The following is a 15,406-nucleotide window of genomic DNA, read 5'->3' on the forward strand; positions in this document are numbered from 1 at the left end:
CTTGTGATGTCGTGGTCGGACCAGAGCCGGTCCGCAATACCCGATCGGAGATTCCTACTCCGCCGATCGATCCTCCGGCGGTGTCGAGGCTCGGCCAAGGAACTCGTTCATCGTGGCCTGCCCATCAGCGTTGATCCCATCGCGACGGACTAGTGCACTGGCCGTATCACGGAGAATGCTGGCATCAACGGAAAAACCTCGACTGTCTACGTACTGAACGTCGAGGATGAATTTCTCGTCCCAGGTAAGCGCATTCCGCCCGTTGGCTTGAGCGAGGCCGGTGATTCCGGGCCTGACTTCATGTCGGCGAGCCTGTTCGGGCGAATATCGACTCAGGTACCGCACGAGAAGCGGTCTTGGTCCGACCATGCTCATATCGCCTTTGAGGACATTCACTAGGGTGGGGAGTTCGTCCAAGCTTGTCGTTCGAAGCGCTTTCCCGAATGGCGTGAGACGTTGACCATCGCTAACGAGCCCACTCTCGACATCGACGTTTTTCATAGTACGAAATTTGTACAACTTAAAAACACGACCGTGCAGGCCCGGTCGGTCCTGTACGAACAACACGGGGCGACCCAATTTCGCGGCAACCAGGAGTGCGATCGTAGCCAGTACCGGAGAGCACACAACCAGCCCAACGACGGCGACAAGCCCGTCCAATCCACGTTTCACTACGTCATAGGAGGTGCGTTCAGACGAGCTCATCGTGCACGTCCGCCCAGAAAACGACTTAAAGCCGACTCCACTCGTTCTATTTCAGATCCATTCAACGAAGACCCGCTCGGCAGGGTGAGACCGGTCCTGAATAGATGCTCAGAATTCCCGTTCACGGCAGCCCGTGAAGCGGCGAAAACGGGTTGCAGGTGCATGGGCTTCCACAATGGGCGAGTCTCGATATTGTCTGTCAGCAGGGCCGCGCTCAGCTCGGAGGACGGCCATCGAGTTACCGAAGAGTCGATGATGATTGATGTGAGCCAACAGTTGTCGCCCTCGTCCGCGTCGCCTCCAAAGACCTCAACGCCGTCTACGGCTGCGAACAGCTCCCGATAGCGTTCACGCATTTCCCGGCGTCGGGCGATCATCTCGTCCAGACGGGACAGCTGCGCTCTGCCGAGAGCGGCCAGCAGATTACTCAGCCGATAGTTGTATCCGATCTCGGTGTGCTCGTAGTGCGTGACCGGCTGTCGGGCCTGCGTAGCCAGATAGCGCGTGCGGGAGGCTAATTCAACGCTGTCTGTAAGTAGCATTCCGCCGCCGGACGTGGTCATTATCTTGTTTCCATTGAAGGAAACGATCGAAGCATGACCAAAAGAACCCGCCGGTTTGCCCATATGGCTGGCTCCAAGGGATTCGGCGGCGTCGGCAAGAACGGGAATGCCAAATTCCTCTGCACATGCACAGATCTTGGTGTAATTAACCGCCTTACCAAGCAGGTCGACCGGAACAATTGCGGCAACCTTCTCGCCACTCCCGAGGAGCTGCTCAATAGCCTGACGAAGGAGATCCGGATCCATATTTCCGCTCTGGATCTCGCAGTCAACGAAGAACGGTTCAGCCCCTGTATAGACGATTGCGTTAGCAGTCGCCGCGAACGTCATCGTCGACGTGAGCACAATGTCGCCCGGCCCGACTCCAAGCCCAAGCAGCCCAAGGTGCAGGGCCGCCGTACCCGAGCTGAGGGCAACAGCGTGTGCCACACCGATGCGCTCCGCCATCTCCCCCTCGAAGGCATTGACGTCGGGTCCAAGAGGTGCGATCCAGCCGGACCTGATCGCGGCCACCATGTACTGCTCTTCGATAGCGCCTACATCGGGCGAAGACATGTAGATGCGTTCACTCATAGGGGTATTCCTGTTCCGGCCAGCGCGGGCTCAGCCTGGGCTGGCCGATTTGTTGGATCTTGACGGCAACGCTCATCCCAACCCGGTTTGTTCAGGTTCTCGGGGCGAATGGGGGCTATGGAGGCGTGGGTGATCTTCGGGTGGATGGGTCGTGCGTCCGTTTCGTGATCGCCGATAAGTTCTTCGTGCAGCTTCTCCCCCGGGCGCAGGCCGGTGTAGACGATCTCGATATCCTTGCCCGACATTCCGATCATTCGCTCGGCCACGTCCAGGATTCTGACCGGCTCACCCATGTCGAGGATAAGCACCTCCGCGGGACCACCGATACCGCCGGCCTGAATCACCAGCTGGCATGCCTCGGGGATGGTCATGAAGAAGCGGGTGACGTCAGGATGGGTGATCGTCAGCGGTCCGCCGGCCTCGATAAGGGTAGTGAACGTGGGCAGCATCGAGCCACGACTGCCGATGACATTGCCGAAGCGAACCGAGAGGTACGCGCGCTCGGATTGTTGGGCGGCCCACGCTGTGAGCTTCTCGGCAACGCGCTTGGAATGACCGAGCACGCTCGTGGGGTTCGCGGCTTTGTCGGTGGAAATGTTCACGAACGTGGTCACCCCGGACGCCTGCGCGGCTTCGAGCACATTCAGTGTGCCGAGCACATTGGTCTTCCACGCCTCGTCGGGATACTGCTCCAGCATCGGAAGGTGTTTGAGAGCAGCAGCGTGGAAAACCACCTCGGGTCGACGCTCGGCAAAGATGGTCTTCAGCGCCTCCGCATCCCGGATGTCCGCAAGCACCACGTCCTTCGTGTCGAGAAGGCCGTGACCGAGGATTGAGATTTGCGTGCCCTGGAGACCGGTCTCATCGCGATCGAGCATGATCAGTTCGCTCGGGCCGAATTTGGTGATCTGACGGCACAGTTCGGAACCGATGGAACCGCCCGCGCCCGTGACCAGCACGCGTTTGCCGGCGAGGTAACCCGCGATCGACTCAACGTGGGTGTCAACAGGGTGACGGCCGATCAAGTCTTCGATCGAGATATCGCGAAGGTCATTGAGGCGTGACTTGCCGTTGAGCAGTTCTTCAAGGGGAGGAAGAACCAACACCTTGAGATGCGCGACCTTGGCGGCATCGGTAATCTCACGCAGCAGAGTTGCATCGGCCTTGGCAATGGCCACGACCAGCGCAGTCGCTCCGGTTTCCTGAGCTGCAGCGGAGAGGTCGGCGCGAGAACCGACGACGCGAACGTCATGAAGCCAGAGAGTGCGCTTGCGCGGATCGTCGTCGATGATCCCCACCGGCAGGAATGGTGAGTTGCGGTCAGTGGTCATGCGCCGAGCGATTGACGCGCCCATGTAACCGGCGCCAAAGATCAGGGCCTTCTGAATGTCGTCCTTGGGAACGACCGACCGTTCCACCAGGAGACGCTTGACGTAGCGAACGCCGCCCATCAAGACGAAGGCCATGGGAAGTGCGATGAAAACCGTGCTGCGGGGAATGCCGACCATCGTGCCGGCGACAGCAACCGGGATGCCCAGGATGACGGTCGACGCGAGAACGACCCCGAGCAGCGCCCGCACCTCGGAAAAGCTCCCGTAGATGTGGCGCCCCTGGTAAAGGTGGTTGGCACCGCCGGCAAAAAACTGCACCAGGCACGCGACCGCACAGAGAGCCAACAGCGGTCGGATGTCAATCAGCTGCAGGTCAAACTCATAGCGAAGAATCTCGGCCAGGAACAGGGCGACAACCCAAGCTCCCGCGTCAAACGCGAACTGAGTACCGAACCGCACTAGCGGCACAGACCCGTGCAGCTCCTGCATTCTCGTCGTTGCAAAGTCGCTTATTGCCATGTTGTGCCCCCATCACTCGACTTACTCATCTCGTCCCCCGCCCACAGCCAGACAAATCCATCGGCGCTTGCCACCGCCAGGTCTCCCGGCGTGACTTCCGTCTCCCGGCATCCGCTCGGGGTGAGCACCCCGTCCAGCTCTTCAGGCGTCGCGAGCAGCTGTGCGCCCGCGCAGCCTGCCTGATCGGTGGCCACGATGATGTAACCGTCGTCGCTGACAGTCAGGTTCGCGGCGCCGGGAAGAGCGACCCCGGACCCAAAGGTTGCGGCACCATCGTCGGTGCGAAACAGGGTGCCGTCTGAACAGAGCACAGCCGCCGTGGTGTCGGTGCGGGGTGCGAGCGCGACAACCGACGTGCAGGGAGCAGGGAACGTGCCGGTGGGGCCGTGCACGGTGGCCCGGTCCGCCGGGTCCACGTACCAGTTGGTCCCGACACGATCGGGGTATTCCTGCCACTGGTCGCCGGCCACGAAGGTAGTCACGCGTTGCGGGGTGCAGTCTGCGGCCGTGAGCGTGACCATGGAGGCCTCCGACTCGCTGGAGATAGTGATCGACAGGATGGAGGAGGAATCGGTGTCGGCCGAAGCGTCGAGTGCTGTCCAGGTCTCACCGGCGTCGGTGGAGAGCTCCGGGTTCGCGGTGGCGGCGGGGCAGTCACCGGTCGTGGCACGCCAGAGTGTGGACGCGTCGAGGGCGGTGAGGATACGGCCAGGGGTCGAAGATTCAATTGCCGTGGGCTCGACAGGCTCGACCACCGGCTGCTCTGTTTCCGACGGCTCGGGATCCGGCGTCGTGGTCTCGACAGGCTCGACCGCCGTGCCCGCATTGGCGGAGGGCTTCGACGCGGTGAGTGCAAAGGACACCAGGGCAACGTCGAACAGCAAGAACACGGCCAGACCCGCAATGAGCAGGCGACGGCGAAGCACGCTGTCGCGGTTCTTGCGACTCTTAGGCCTATTTCCTCCCACGGCGTTCACTAGCTCGGCTGCACCGTTGCGGCTCTATGGAACAGGGCAGTGACAGCGTTAATGGCCGGCACGAGCTGTTGGGCGGACTCCACATAGACCTCGTCGCTACGGCGATAGGGGTCAACAACGTCGTCGTCATCGGCCGATACCAGGGGGGCGACAGCGCCACGCTGAGACGCGGCCAACCCGATCAGAGTGGAGAGGCGCCCAACAAGGTCATCGAGGGGCAGAGCGGCAGCCTCGTCGAGGTCGTCATCGGTGAGGTCCGCAACGAGACGCGCGAACTCGCGGATCGTGAACGTGTAACGGATGGCGCGTGGCAAAAGCTCAACGATGGCGCGTCGGTGTTCGCGGGACATCGCGAACACCAGGTCGGCGTTCTGCACGTGCTCGGCGGTCAGCTCTTGGGCCACGTGGGCACTCGGGTCACCGCCGAAATGGCGCGACAGGTCAGCGGCTTGCGCTGGCATGCCCTGACCGGTCAGGCCGATTGTTCCGGCACTGGCCAGCTGCACCTGCGGCCACGACGCCAGGCCGACACGTAAGAGCTGTTCGGCCAGCGGCGAGCGGCAGATGTTGCCCGAGCAGACCGTGAGAATGGAGAAGGTCTGCATCACGCGGTTCTCCGTCGGGCCTTGCGGATGCCCCGCCCCGCAGGCGCTGCGGCACCGACAGTTGCTTTCTCTTCCTCGTGAATCGTGCCGTAGCTGTACTGGCCGTAGCCGTAGGAGTCGGGCCCCCTGGTGGGAAGCATGGTGATGACCATGCCGACGAGGCGGCTCCCCGCGCGCTCCAAAGCCTTCACGGCGCTGGTCAGCTCGTTGCGCTTCGTGCGCCCGGAGGCCACCACCATGATGGCGCCGCCGCAGAGCTTGCTCAGCACGGCGGCATCCGTCACCAGCAGTAGCGGCGGGGCGTCGATCAGCACCACGTCGAACTCCTCGGTGAGCGCGCCGAGCATGCGGGCCATCGCAGCGGAGCCGAGTAATTCGCTCGGGTTCGGGGGAACGCGGCCGCTGGGCAGAACGAACAGCTTGTTCTTGCCCCACTTCTGCAGAACGTCCGCGAGCTCGGCGCGACCGATGAGCACGTCGGTAAGGCCGACGCCGCCCTCGATGCCCATGTATTCCGCCACGCGTGGCAGGCGCAGGTCCCCGTCGATCAACGCGACCCGGGCGCCGGTCTCGGCGAGCGCGATTGCGAGGTTCGCCGTGGTCGTGCTCTTTCCCTCGCCGGGCACCGAACTGGTGACCACGAAACTGCGCGGGCCACCCTCGATGTTCACGAACTGGAGGTTGGTGCGCAGGCTGCGGAATGCCTCGGCCCGCGGGTTCTTCGGGTCGGTGTGCACGACCAGGGGGCGAAGGCTCGCGCCGGGGTCGTTGGTGATGCCGCCGAGCATCGGTGAGTCGGTGACCAGCTCGATGTCGTGCAGGCTGTGGATGCGGGTGTCGAGCACGCTGCGCAGCACAGCGAGCCCGATGCCGACCGCGAGACCCACGAGAAGGCCGAGGGCGATGTTCAACGGCACGTTGGGGCTGGCCGGCGTTGTCGGCACGATCGCCGGCTGGATCGTTTCGATCTTCACGGGGCTGGCTGCGTCGCCATCGGGCTTCTCAAGGCGGTCGACGACGACCTTGCTGAAGTTCTGCCCGACGGAGTTGGCGATCTGAGCGGCTAGCTCCGGGTCGCTGTTGGTCACGGAGACGTCGATCAGAACGGTGTTGAGGGGTGACGTGGAGGTGATTGTGGAGGCGAGCTGCGCGGCGGTCAGGTCGAGGTTCAGTTGCTTGATGACCTCGTCGAGCACGATGGCACTGTCGACGACGTCGACGTACGACGTGACAGCCTGCCGGGCAAAGCTGGTTCCCTGAACCAGGTCTCCGGTCACAGCGCCGGCGGAGGCCTGCACCGCGACGTAGAGCTGGGTGTTGGCGATGTACTTCGGGGTGGTCGCAATGGCCGCACCGGCCGCGCCGGCGATTCCGAAGAGGGTGCAAGCGAGAATCAGGATCCAACTTTTATGAAAGATCCTGAGGTAGTCCTTGAGCTCCACGCGCGTTCCTCCGGTAGTACTAGGCAGAGAGGAACCGCTCGAATTGCATTATCCCCTTGTCCATCCTTGCACATAGGGGTATTGGGCCACCCCCCATGGGGGGTGTGAAGTTCTCTCGGGTTTTCGTACGGGTGCTACAAAGACGGCTGGAGGGTGCCGTCGGGGGCGACCGTGAGCATCCGTGGCTCGCCGGCGTCGACCACGATCGAGGCGATCGTGGCGCGGTCGGCGGGCAGCAGCCGGGCGATCAGGTGACCCTGAGTGAGGGCGTCGAGCTGGGCAGCCACGATGGCGGCCGCGGCGGCCAGCTGCCGGGGCGGCCGGTCGGTGCTGTCGTCGAGCAGGGTCACGTCGACGCCTCGGATGCGGGCGGCGCGGGCCGCGGTGATCACCGGCTCGACGAAGAGCGAGCGCCCCCGGATGGCGTCGCGCAGGGTGGCCTCCACGAGCAGGCTTTCCGCTCGCAGGGTCGGTTCAATCTGCAGGGGATTGATCTGCAGGAGGTTGTTCTGCAGGGCGTCGCTTTTCAGCAAATTCGCGAGGCGCTGCAGGGTGGGCCGGGCCAGCGTGTTCACCCGGGTCAGCTGGGTTTCGCGCTCATCGAGGGCCGCCGCCGCCGTGGCCGCCGCGGCGCCGCTGCGGGCTCGCTCCCGGTTCAGCCCGGCCAGGGTCTGGGTAGAACGCTTCAGACCCACGGCGAACAGGGTTCCGGCGAGCAGGGTGCCGGCATGACGGATGGCCAGGTTCACCCCGTCGAGCAGCGACAGTCCGTTGAGCAGCGCCCAGACGATCGAGATGACCATGATCATGCCGTAGCCGTACCATGCGAATCCGGGCTGGCCGCGCACCGCCAGCACGACCAACAGCATGGTGATGGCGCCGAGGTACCAGTGGGCGAACGGGGTCGACCCGACCGGCGGCACCGGGAATGCCGTGGCCACGGCGGACAGCCCACACAGCGCGAGCACCATAACGGCGTTGCGAGGCGACACCGGGTCAGGCACGACGAGGGTGAGCCAGGCGGCCGCCGCAGACACCGCCACGAACCCGAGGATCTCGTAGGGCAGGGTCCACGGGGGTTCACCGTCGGCGAAGGCGAGAAGGGCGTGCACGGCGATGAATCCCATGAGGATGGTAGTGGACAGGGCCTTCGGCAGGCGGGTCACGCCCTTCAGCTGCGTGGCGGGTCGCGGCGGGGTCGGGGGTGCGCTCGAGAGGGCCGGGACCGGCTGCGCGGGGGCTGCAGGTGTGGGCGTCCAGGAGACCACCACCTCGGTGCCGACGCCGGGGCGGGAGCGCACGGCGGCGGCACCGCCGGAGAGGCGCTCCATGCGGCCGATGATGCTCTGCGCGATGCCCAGGCGCTCGGCCGGCACCCTTGCCGGGTCGAAGCCGACGCCGTTGTCGTGCACGGCCACCCGGATGCCGCCCTGGTAGCTGCGCACGGTAAGGGTGCGGGCCACCGGACTCCGCACGGGCTCCCGCACGTCGGCGGCGACCGAGTTGCGGAGGGCCTCGCCGACGGCGCCGAGCAGGGCGGTCACGGCGAGGGCGGGCACCGTGAGGGTGCCGGGCAGGTTGGAGGTGATCTGGGCATCCGGTGCCAGCTCGGCCACCAGCTGCTGGAGGCGCCGAGTCACCTGGAGGCCGGGCATGCTCGGGTCGGGTAGCGGAGCGCGCTGGGCGTCGAGCCGCACCAGGGTGTCGGCCGCGTGCCGGCTCAGCACCGGCACCGGGGTGCCGCCGCGTCCGGCCATCAGCAGGGTTGAGATGACGCTGTCGTGCACCAGGGCGTCGATGGTGAGCCGCTCGTGTTTGCGCGCGAGGCGGTCGGCGTGATCGACGAGCTGCACGAGGGCAATCGTGGCCGCCTGGTCGACCTTATCGGCGCTGCGGCGCGCCATGGTGGTCAGTCCCACGAGCATGCTCAACAGCAGGAACGAGTAGAGGCCGTCTTCCACACCGACCAGCACCGGGGAGGGGTCAGTCGAGGTGGCCGCACGCAGCAGCCCGCTCATCGTGCAGACCAGCACCAGGTAGGCCCAGGCCGTGCGGTCGCGGGTGGTCACCGCCACGGCCATCACGGGCACGCCGGTGAGGGTGATCGCCCAGGGGATGTCCGCGCCCGCCGGCAGCGGCTCCGCCCGTTCGGTCAGCCAGAACATCAGCAGCAGCACGAAGAGGGCCCCCTCGGCGAGCGCGATCACCCGCAGCACGCGCAACGGCACCCGGCGTGAGAGCACGGCGAGCAGCATCGGCAGCCCGAAGATCAGCAGCCACGCCGCCACCGACCAGGACCGCTGCGGCTTCCAGGCCTGCTCGAGCACGGTGCCCAGGCAGAGCAGCCCGAAGACAAGGGCGGTGGGCCCGAGCGCGCCGTAGAGCAGGCGGGCGAGGCGCTCGGTCGAGGACTGCGGCCGGATTGGCCGGGTTGGCCGGGTTGGCCGGGTTGGCCGGGGCGGCCGGGGCGGCCGGGTTGGCCGGAGCGGCCGTGTCACGGCTGGCCGGGGATGGGCAGCAGGCCGTCTTCCAGTGCCCGCTTGTAGAGGTCGATCTTGGTGTTCGCCGGGCGGCCGACCCGCTCATATTTCGAGCGCACCCGACGGATGTAGTCGATCACCGTGGCCTCGGAGAGTCCCATCCGCGAGGCCACCAGCGGTGCCTTCGCGCCCGCAGCGTAGAGCGAGAGCACCTCGCACTCGCGCACGCTCAGGCCCGCGTCGGAGAGGTCCGGGTCGCCGTCGAGGGCCGCGGCCCACTCGGTGGAGACCACGGTCTCCCCCGCCGCCGCCCGGGTGACGGCGTCGAGCAGCACCGCGGTCGGCTCGGACTTGCGCACCACACCCAGCACGCCGCTGCGCGCCGCGGCCCGCATCAGAGCGGCGTCGTCGCCACCGGTGAACGCAAGCACCGCCGCGCCCGCCCCGCGCAGCCGGTCGACGTTGCCGGTGGCGGTGGACCCGTCGGAGAGCCGCAGATCCAGGATGACCAGGTCGACGGGCGTCTGCTGCACGGCAGACTCGAGCAGCTCGGTCACGGTCGCGACCGTGGCCACCACCTCGATCTCGGGGATCGTGGCGAAGAGGCCGGCGAATCCGCGGGCGACGATCTCGTGGTCATCGATCAGGGCTACGCGAAAGCGGGACATCGGCGATCCTTGGATTCTCGGGGCGGTGCCTGCCGGGGTCTCGGGCAGGGTTCAACGACGTGCGGAGTGACCCCTGTTCTGGTGCCACAAGAAGTAACGGCTGGTCAGTCCGTAAAGCGGCCCCTACGTTTAGGCATGGGGAAAACCAACCGGGGGGTTGGTGGGGCGCTCGCGATCCCGAAGTCGTTCGAGCGCCCCTTCCTTCCAGTTGTCACGCGAGTGCGGTCCGTCCTGCGGGCGTGGGTGCGGGCCGGCTGCGGTTGTTCAGCACACCATTGCTTTCCTCGAGGTAGCACGATCCGCAGAGCGACTCGTAGGTCACCTCGGCGCCGTCGATGGCTACCTGGTCGCCGTCGAAGACGAAGACCCCGTCGATCTGGCGCCCGTTGAACACGGCCTTGCGCCCACACCGGCAGATGGTTTTCAGCTCTTCGAGGCTGTGCGCCACCTCGAGCAGGCGCCGGCTGCCCGGAAAGGCCACCGTCTGAAAATCGGTGCGGATACCGTAGGCCAGCACCGGGATGTTCTCGAGGATAGCGATGCGCAGCAGGTCGTCCACCTGCTGCTCGGTGAGGAACTGCGCCTCGTCCACCAGCAGGGCGCTCACGTCGAGGCCGGTCTTGGCGAGCACCCGGGCGCGGTGCTCGTGGAACAGGGCGTAGGCATCCGTCTCGGGGGTGAGCAGGTAGTCCACGGCCCGGGTGACGCCGAGCCGGGAAAGGATGCCCCGGTCGCCCTTGGTGTCGACCGACGGCTTGGCCAACAGCACCTGGTGGCCGCGTTCCTCGTAGTTGTAGGCGGCCTGGAGCATCGAGGTGCTCTTGCCGCTGTTCATGGCTCCGTAGCGGAAATACAGTTTCGCCATTGCGTGGTCGCCCCCTCGGCTGGTCGCGCTCGTGCCGCTCTGCTGCGCTGCGTCATGCTGCGCTGCGTGTCGTGGCGCTGCGTGCGCCTAGCTCAGCGTACTGGTGGAACCGGGCGGGGGCGCTTGTCGCCGAATTCCAGCGTCAGGCCGGGGCGACGGATGCTCACCCGCACCCACGGGAACACCACCCGCAGCACCGCCGTGTAGGAGCGCAGCAGGGCGCGCACCCGGCGCGGCGGGAGGTCGAGCGCTACCCGGATCGAGAACGTGTCGATGCCGGAGTGCCGCTGCTGGCGGTCGCTCGGCGGATCGACCTGGGTGTCGGGCTCGGAGTCGGGCTCGGTGTCGGCCTGCACCACGAGGCTGCGCGGGTCGAAGCCGGGGGCCAGGCAGAGCATGCTGATCAGGGCCGAGGTGGCCGCGCGCTGCTGCGTGCCGAAGTGCGCCGCCCGGTGCTCGGGGTCGGCCACGACGAGCAGCGGATCCTTGCCGCGCTCGAGGAGCGCCGTGCGTTCGCGGGCGATGACGGCGTCGAGCCAGGTCTCGTCGATGTGCGCCACGATCGCCCGGCGAACCCCGGCGGCGAGCTCGTTCGCGCGATTGATGTCGGCCTTGGTCACCACGCCGCGTTCGAGCACGCCGTCGAAGAGGGGGAAGACACCGGGCTGCAGGGTGGCGAGCTGCTGCTCGACCACCTGGCGCACCACGCTGCCGCGGGATTCTTCGGTGCGCCGGGCGATGGCGCGGCGGGCATCCGTTTGCCAGGCCAGCAGTTGACGCACGATGCGGCGGGAATACGCAGCGCCGGCGAGGCCGAGTGCGAGCACCTGGGTGACCGCGACGACCACGAAGACGCCCGACGGCACCCGCAGCGAGCGGAACGGTTCCTGCGGCAGTGTGACCGCGGCCACGATGACGGAGGCGAGCACCGCGGTCAGCACCAGTTCACGCCAGGGGCGGAAGGGGGCGAGGGCCACGAGCAGGAAGCCGATGGTGATCGGGCCGAAGTCGTCTTGCACCAGGGAGTTGCTGCCCCAGCGGGCGGTCTGGTCGAGCAGGTGGGCGGCCAGGCCGAGGCTGATGATCAGCAGCAGCGACGTCTGGCGCACCGGGGACCGCGATGGTCGTACGGCCGACACGAGCGCGGCGGACGCCGCTGCGGTGGCGACGAGCGCGAGCACGGCCAGGAACGGATGCCGGATCTCGTCGGCCTGCAGCACCGTGGTCACCACCGCGTAGCCGAACACGACCAGGGCGATGCCGGGCACGATCGTCCAGACCGCGAGGGCGCCGAGCGGGTCGAGGCGCTGCTGGGTGAAGGCGTGCGGTTTGGTGTGAGGCGTGGGGACGGGGGTGTGGTTCTGCTGTGCGGCTGCAGCTGCGGCCGTGGCCGCGGCGCTGCCTGATCGCGAGGTTGCGTTCGTGGGTGTCACTGGGCCACCCGCTCGGGGTCTGGGGTTTCTGTTTGTTCGGGCTGTTTTGTCGGCTCGGCGTGCCCGCCGGGTTCCTCGATCGCCACGGGCACGCTCAGCATCACCGAGGTGCCGGCGCCCGGCCGGGTGAGGATGCTCACCGAGCCACCCAGGCGTTCGATCCGGCGGCGCACCGCCTGGCGCAGGCCGAGACGGTCGGCGCCGGTCTCCGATTCCGTGAAGCCGCGCCCGGCATCCATCACCATCAGTGAAATGCTGCTCGGCTCGGACTCGATCACGACCTCGGCGGCGACGATGCCGGAGTGGAGGATCACGTTCACGAGGCACTGCTGCACCGCCAGGCTCAGCTCGCGGTCGCTGGCCGGGCTCAGGCGGCCGAGGGCGGCGCGGTCTCCCGTGACTTCAACCACGAGGCCACGATCGCGACTGCGCTCGATGGCGGCGTAGACCGCGCTGGTGAGCCAGGCATCCGTGCCCCCGTGCGGTTCGACGCTCAGCGCATCGGCGTCGGTGAGCCAGTCGGTGCCGCGCAGGGTCTGCAGGGTGTCACGGATGCTGCCGGCCAGGTTGGCGCTGAGCGGCCCGGGATGCGCGCGGGCGAGGGCGACGAGCTGCTGGAGGGTGGTGTCCTGACCCAGGGCGAGGGTGCGCAGGTCGAGCTCGTGGCGTAGCAGGCGGGTCTGGTCGGTCTGCATGGCCCGGTGCAGGGCGATCTGAACGGACCACTCGCGGCGCACGAAGACCGTGAGCAGCAGCACGCTGACGAGGAAGAGATAGGTCGAGATGGTGAAGACGTCCGCGCCGTAGGGCACCTCGGTTTGCGTGGCGGCGTAGACCGTGACGGCTTCGGCCAGGACGAAGGCGGTGCTGCTCCAGAGCACGCCGGCGCGGGCGGAGACTCCGGCGCCGCCGATCATGACCAGGGCCAGTTTCGGCAGGGTGACGAGGAAGACGTTCGAGCTCGGGAACAGGGCGGGGATGCCGAGCACGGTAATCGTGTAGAGGTAGGTGGCGACGGTGCCGGTCACGAGGTAGGCGATCGTCAGGGCGACGGTGCGGCGCAGGGAGAGGGCGATCAGCACGGCGGCCATGAGGAGGAGGGCGACGATGGTGGCGAGGGTTTCGGTGGGTGTGGTGGCGAGCGTTGCTGCGGCTGTGGTGGCTGCGGTTGTGGCGGTTGTGGCTGCGGTTGTGGCGGTTGTGGAAGTTGTTGTGGCGGTTGTGGCTGCGGTTGTGGCTGTGGCTGTGGTGGCGAGCGTGGCGGTTGTTGTGGCTGCGGTTGTGGCACTTGTTGTGGCGGTTGTGGCTGCGGTTGTGGCTGAGGTTGTGGACAAACTGAGGAGGATGATGGCGGCGAGGGAGGCAGCCAGGCAGGTCAGCGCAAACCAGTGTGCAGCCCGCGCGAGGGCATGGCTGAGGGCCCTCGTGACCAGGTGGTCCGGGAGTCCAAGCGTCATGGCAACCCTCTCTGTTCGGTTGATTCTCTCATTCCGCGAGGGCGCTTCCGCGCTGCCCCGGGTAATCCGCTTCGCCCAGATCGAATTCGACGGAGATTGTGCACAATAACGTGGCCACGGGGCCCTTTGCGCAATCATCGTGCAAGATCTCCGTCGAATTCGTTCGGCTGGGGTCGCGCGGGGCGGCGGGGCATCCGTCGCGTACGGTCGCGTGGCGCTGCGGCTCCGGCGGCTCTGGCCCTAGCCACCCTGCCATCCCCCGCGCCCCTCCATGCCTTCCCTGCCATCCCCCCGCGCCCGGTTGTGGCCAACTCAGGAGATCCCAGCCGCTGGCCACGGCGCGGGCACGGATCAGTGCCGAAGTCGCCGCGACTCGGCCACGACCCCGCCGGGATCTCCTGAGTTGGCCACCAGTCCCCGCCTCTTCCCACTTCCGGGCACGCACATCTCCTGCAATTTGGCCAAAATAGGCTGATTCCGGCCCGTTTTAACCCGCTTTGACCCGCTTCTGAGAATCTGCAGGAGTTATGCAGAGCATGGCTCGGGTACGGGCCACGGCGAAGGCAAAAAAATACGGCGGCACCGGTGCAGGGACTTCCCCGCACCGATATCGGCCCTCCTGGAGCAGGAGCAGGGCGCAGCGACCGCGGCCACCGGCATCGGATGTGGCTAACTCAGGAGATCCCAGCCGGCGGCCCGACCACGGGCGCGAAGCAGTGCCAAAGTAGCCGACACTCGGCCGCGACTCGGGCGAGATCTCCTGAGTTAGCCCCACCACGGGTCGGTGTCGAGGCTCTTGGGCGAGCCAGCGACAGGGCGTGACGGATGCGGCGGCGCGGCATCCGTTCGGGGCAGCAGTGTGAGCTAACTTCGGAGAATTTCGCAACACGCCGCCCACGGCGCTGGGGTGACCCGGTCTTTTCGGCCGGGGTCCTCGGTTTCATTTTAGGCGGCGAGTGTGAGTTTGATGAGGCGTTCGGTGGGTGTTGAGTAGCCGAGAGTTTGGTGCAGGCGAACGTTGCTGAAGTGGTGAACGGAGTTGATGACTTCGGTGCGGGCCTTGCGCCTTGTCGTGAAGGTTTGCCAGTTGAGGCTTTCGCTCTTGAGTTTGGAGAAGAACGTTTCGGCGGCGGCGTTGTCCCAACACTGCATCTTCGCGCCCATGGAGCGGATGATGCCGTGTCGGCCGCAGTACTTCGTGAACCGTTTCGACCGGTATTGGACTCCGTGGTCGGAGTGGAAAACTGCTCCTGGTTTGACGTGGCCGGTCTCGAGGGCCATGTTCATGGCCCGGGTGATGAGTTGGGTGGTCATGCGGGCCCCGGTCGCGTGGCCGAGCACGGAGCGGGAGGCTAGGTCGATGACGGTGGCGAGATAGAGCCAGCCTTCCTGGGTGTGGATGTAGGTGATATCACCGACGAGGATCGTGCCGACGCTCAGCGAGGTGAAGTCCCGCAGGAGCAGATCAACCGGGTCGGCCAGTCTGGAGGCCCGCTGGTAGCGGATCGTGAAGGCGCGTTCTGCAGCTGGGGAGATTAATCCCAGATCGTGCATGATTCCGGCGATGGTTTTGCGGTTCACCGGGACCCGGGACCGGTTCAGAGCCGCGGTGACTTTGCGGTATCCGGCCGCGCCCTTGGACTCGGCGAACGCGATCATCACCTGCCCGGTGAGGTCTTCATGCCGCCTCTGCGCGGGCGCGGTGACGTGGTGCGACCAGTCGTAGAACCCTGATGTTGATACTCCGAGCCGGCGGCAGAGGTAGGCGATGGGGAAGTCGGCCTTCAT

At 66.4% G+C, this 15,406-nt stretch carries 13 protein-coding genes; 1 reads left to right on the forward strand and 12 read right to left on the reverse strand.

Annotation, left to right across the window (positions count from 1 at the left end):
• Positions 1-54: 54 nt before the first annotated feature.
• The 11 genes from E3O47_RS15185 to E3O47_RS15235 all read right to left on the reverse strand — a co-directional run bounded on the left by E3O47_RS15185 (position 55) and on the right by E3O47_RS15235 (position 13,252).
• Complete coding sequence (locus E3O47_RS15185) at positions 55-705, reverse strand: sugar transferase (protein WP_134421166.1); 651 nt, start codon at positions 703-705, stop codon at positions 55-57.
• Positions 702-1,841 (reverse strand): aminotransferase class I/II-fold pyridoxal phosphate-dependent enzyme, encoded by a 1,140-nt coding sequence (locus E3O47_RS15190; RefSeq protein ID WP_134421168.1) that lies wholly within the window; start codon positions 1,839-1,841, stop codon positions 702-704. The genes E3O47_RS15185 and E3O47_RS15190 overlap by 4 nt, the downstream gene beginning before the upstream one ends.
• Positions 1,838-3,691: a nucleoside-diphosphate sugar epimerase/dehydratase gene (locus tag E3O47_RS15195; RefSeq protein WP_241986227.1), complete on the reverse strand. Its 1,854-nt coding sequence runs from the start codon at positions 3,689-3,691 to the stop codon at positions 1,838-1,840. The genes E3O47_RS15190 and E3O47_RS15195 overlap by 4 nt, the downstream gene beginning before the upstream one ends.
• Entirely contained in the window at positions 3,682-4,617 is a 936-nt protein-coding gene (locus tag E3O47_RS15200; RefSeq protein WP_134421170.1) for a hypothetical protein, read from the reverse strand. The genes E3O47_RS15195 and E3O47_RS15200 overlap by 10 nt, the downstream gene beginning before the upstream one ends.
• 50 nt (positions 4,618-4,667) lie before the next feature.
• On the reverse strand, positions 4,668-5,273 hold the full coding sequence (locus E3O47_RS15205; RefSeq protein WP_134421202.1) for a low molecular weight phosphatase family protein: 606 nt from the start codon (positions 5,271-5,273) through the stop codon (positions 4,668-4,670).
• Positions 5,273-6,715, reverse strand: a complete 1,443-nt coding sequence (locus tag E3O47_RS15210) for a polysaccharide biosynthesis tyrosine autokinase (protein ID WP_134421172.1) — start codon at positions 6,713-6,715, stop codon at positions 5,273-5,275. Before E3O47_RS15210 ends, E3O47_RS15205 begins: the two co-directional genes overlap by 1 nt.
• Positions 6,716-6,849: 134 nt before the next feature.
• Positions 6,850-9,213 carry a hypothetical protein gene (locus tag E3O47_RS16160; protein ID WP_174722156.1) on the reverse strand — a complete coding sequence of 788 codons (2,364 nt, stop codon included), beginning with the start codon at positions 9,211-9,213 and terminating at the stop codon, positions 6,850-6,852.
• The gene (locus E3O47_RS15220) at positions 9,210-9,863 is read right to left on the reverse strand and encodes a response regulator transcription factor (RefSeq protein WP_104099815.1); all 654 of its coding nucleotides are present in this window, start codon (positions 9,861-9,863) and stop codon (positions 9,210-9,212) included. The genes E3O47_RS16160 and E3O47_RS15220 overlap by 4 nt, the downstream gene beginning before the upstream one ends.
• 211 nt (positions 9,864-10,074) lie before the next feature.
• A complete protein-coding gene (locus tag E3O47_RS15225; RefSeq protein WP_134421174.1) occupies positions 10,075-10,728 on the reverse strand; it encodes a thymidine kinase in 654 nt (217 codons plus the stop codon).
• Between the two features lie 92 nt (positions 10,729-10,820).
• Entirely contained in the window at positions 10,821-12,161 is a 1,341-nt protein-coding gene (locus E3O47_RS15230) for a hypothetical protein (protein WP_134421176.1), read from the reverse strand.
• Positions 12,158-13,252: an ATP-binding protein gene (locus E3O47_RS15235; RefSeq protein ID WP_134421178.1), complete on the reverse strand. Its 1,095-nt coding sequence runs from the start codon at positions 13,250-13,252 to the stop codon at positions 12,158-12,160. Before E3O47_RS15235 ends, E3O47_RS15230 begins: the two co-directional genes overlap by 4 nt.
• A gap of 16 nt (positions 13,253-13,268) precedes the next feature.
• Between E3O47_RS15235 and E3O47_RS16110 the strand changes: the two genes are divergently transcribed.
• A complete protein-coding gene (locus tag E3O47_RS16110; RefSeq protein WP_166785415.1) occupies positions 13,269-13,727 on the forward strand; it encodes a hypothetical protein in 459 nt (152 codons plus the stop codon).
• 836 nt (positions 13,728-14,563) lie between these two features.
• Here E3O47_RS16110 and E3O47_RS15245 read toward each other — a convergent pair.
• Positions 14,564-15,406, reverse strand: coding sequence for an IS3 family transposase (locus E3O47_RS15245; protein ID WP_241986228.1), 843 nt, complete (start codon positions 15,404-15,406; stop codon positions 14,564-14,566).

The organism is Cryobacterium sp. TMT2-17-1 (assembly GCF_004402765.1).
GTDB lineage: Bacteria > Actinomycetota > Actinomycetes > Actinomycetales > Microbacteriaceae > Cryobacterium > Cryobacterium sandaracinum.

Coding starts and splice junctions, on each gene's coding strand:
- E3O47_RS15235 (WP_134421178.1), bottom strand. CDS start 13,252: ATGGCCGCCGTGCTGATCGCCCTCTCCCTGCGCCGCACCGTCGCCCTG.
- E3O47_RS15225 (WP_134421174.1), bottom strand. CDS start 10,728: ATGGCGAAACTGTATTTCCGCTACGGAGCCATGAACAGCGGCAAGAGC.
- E3O47_RS15195 (WP_241986227.1), bottom strand. CDS start 3,691: ATGGCAATAAGCGACTTTGCAACGACGAGAATGCAGGAGCTGCACGGG.
- E3O47_RS15220 (WP_104099815.1), bottom strand. CDS start 9,863: ATGTCCCGCTTTCGCGTAGCCCTGATCGATGACCACGAGATCGTCGCC.
- E3O47_RS16110 (WP_166785415.1), top strand. CDS start 13,269: ATGGTGGCGAGGGTTTCGGTGGGTGTGGTGGCGAGCGTTGCTGCGGCT.
- E3O47_RS15245 (WP_241986228.1), bottom strand. CDS start 15,406: ATGAAGGCCGACTTCCCCATCGCCTACCTCTGCCGCCGGCTCGGAGTA.
- E3O47_RS15190 (WP_134421168.1), bottom strand. CDS start 1,841: ATGAGTGAACGCATCTACATGTCTTCGCCCGATGTAGGCGCTATCGAA.
- E3O47_RS15185 (WP_134421166.1), bottom strand. CDS start 705: ATGAGCTCGTCTGAACGCACCTCCTATGACGTAGTGAAACGTGGATTG.
- E3O47_RS15205 (WP_134421202.1), bottom strand. CDS start 5,273: ATGCAGACCTTCTCCATTCTCACGGTCTGCTCGGGCAACATCTGCCGC.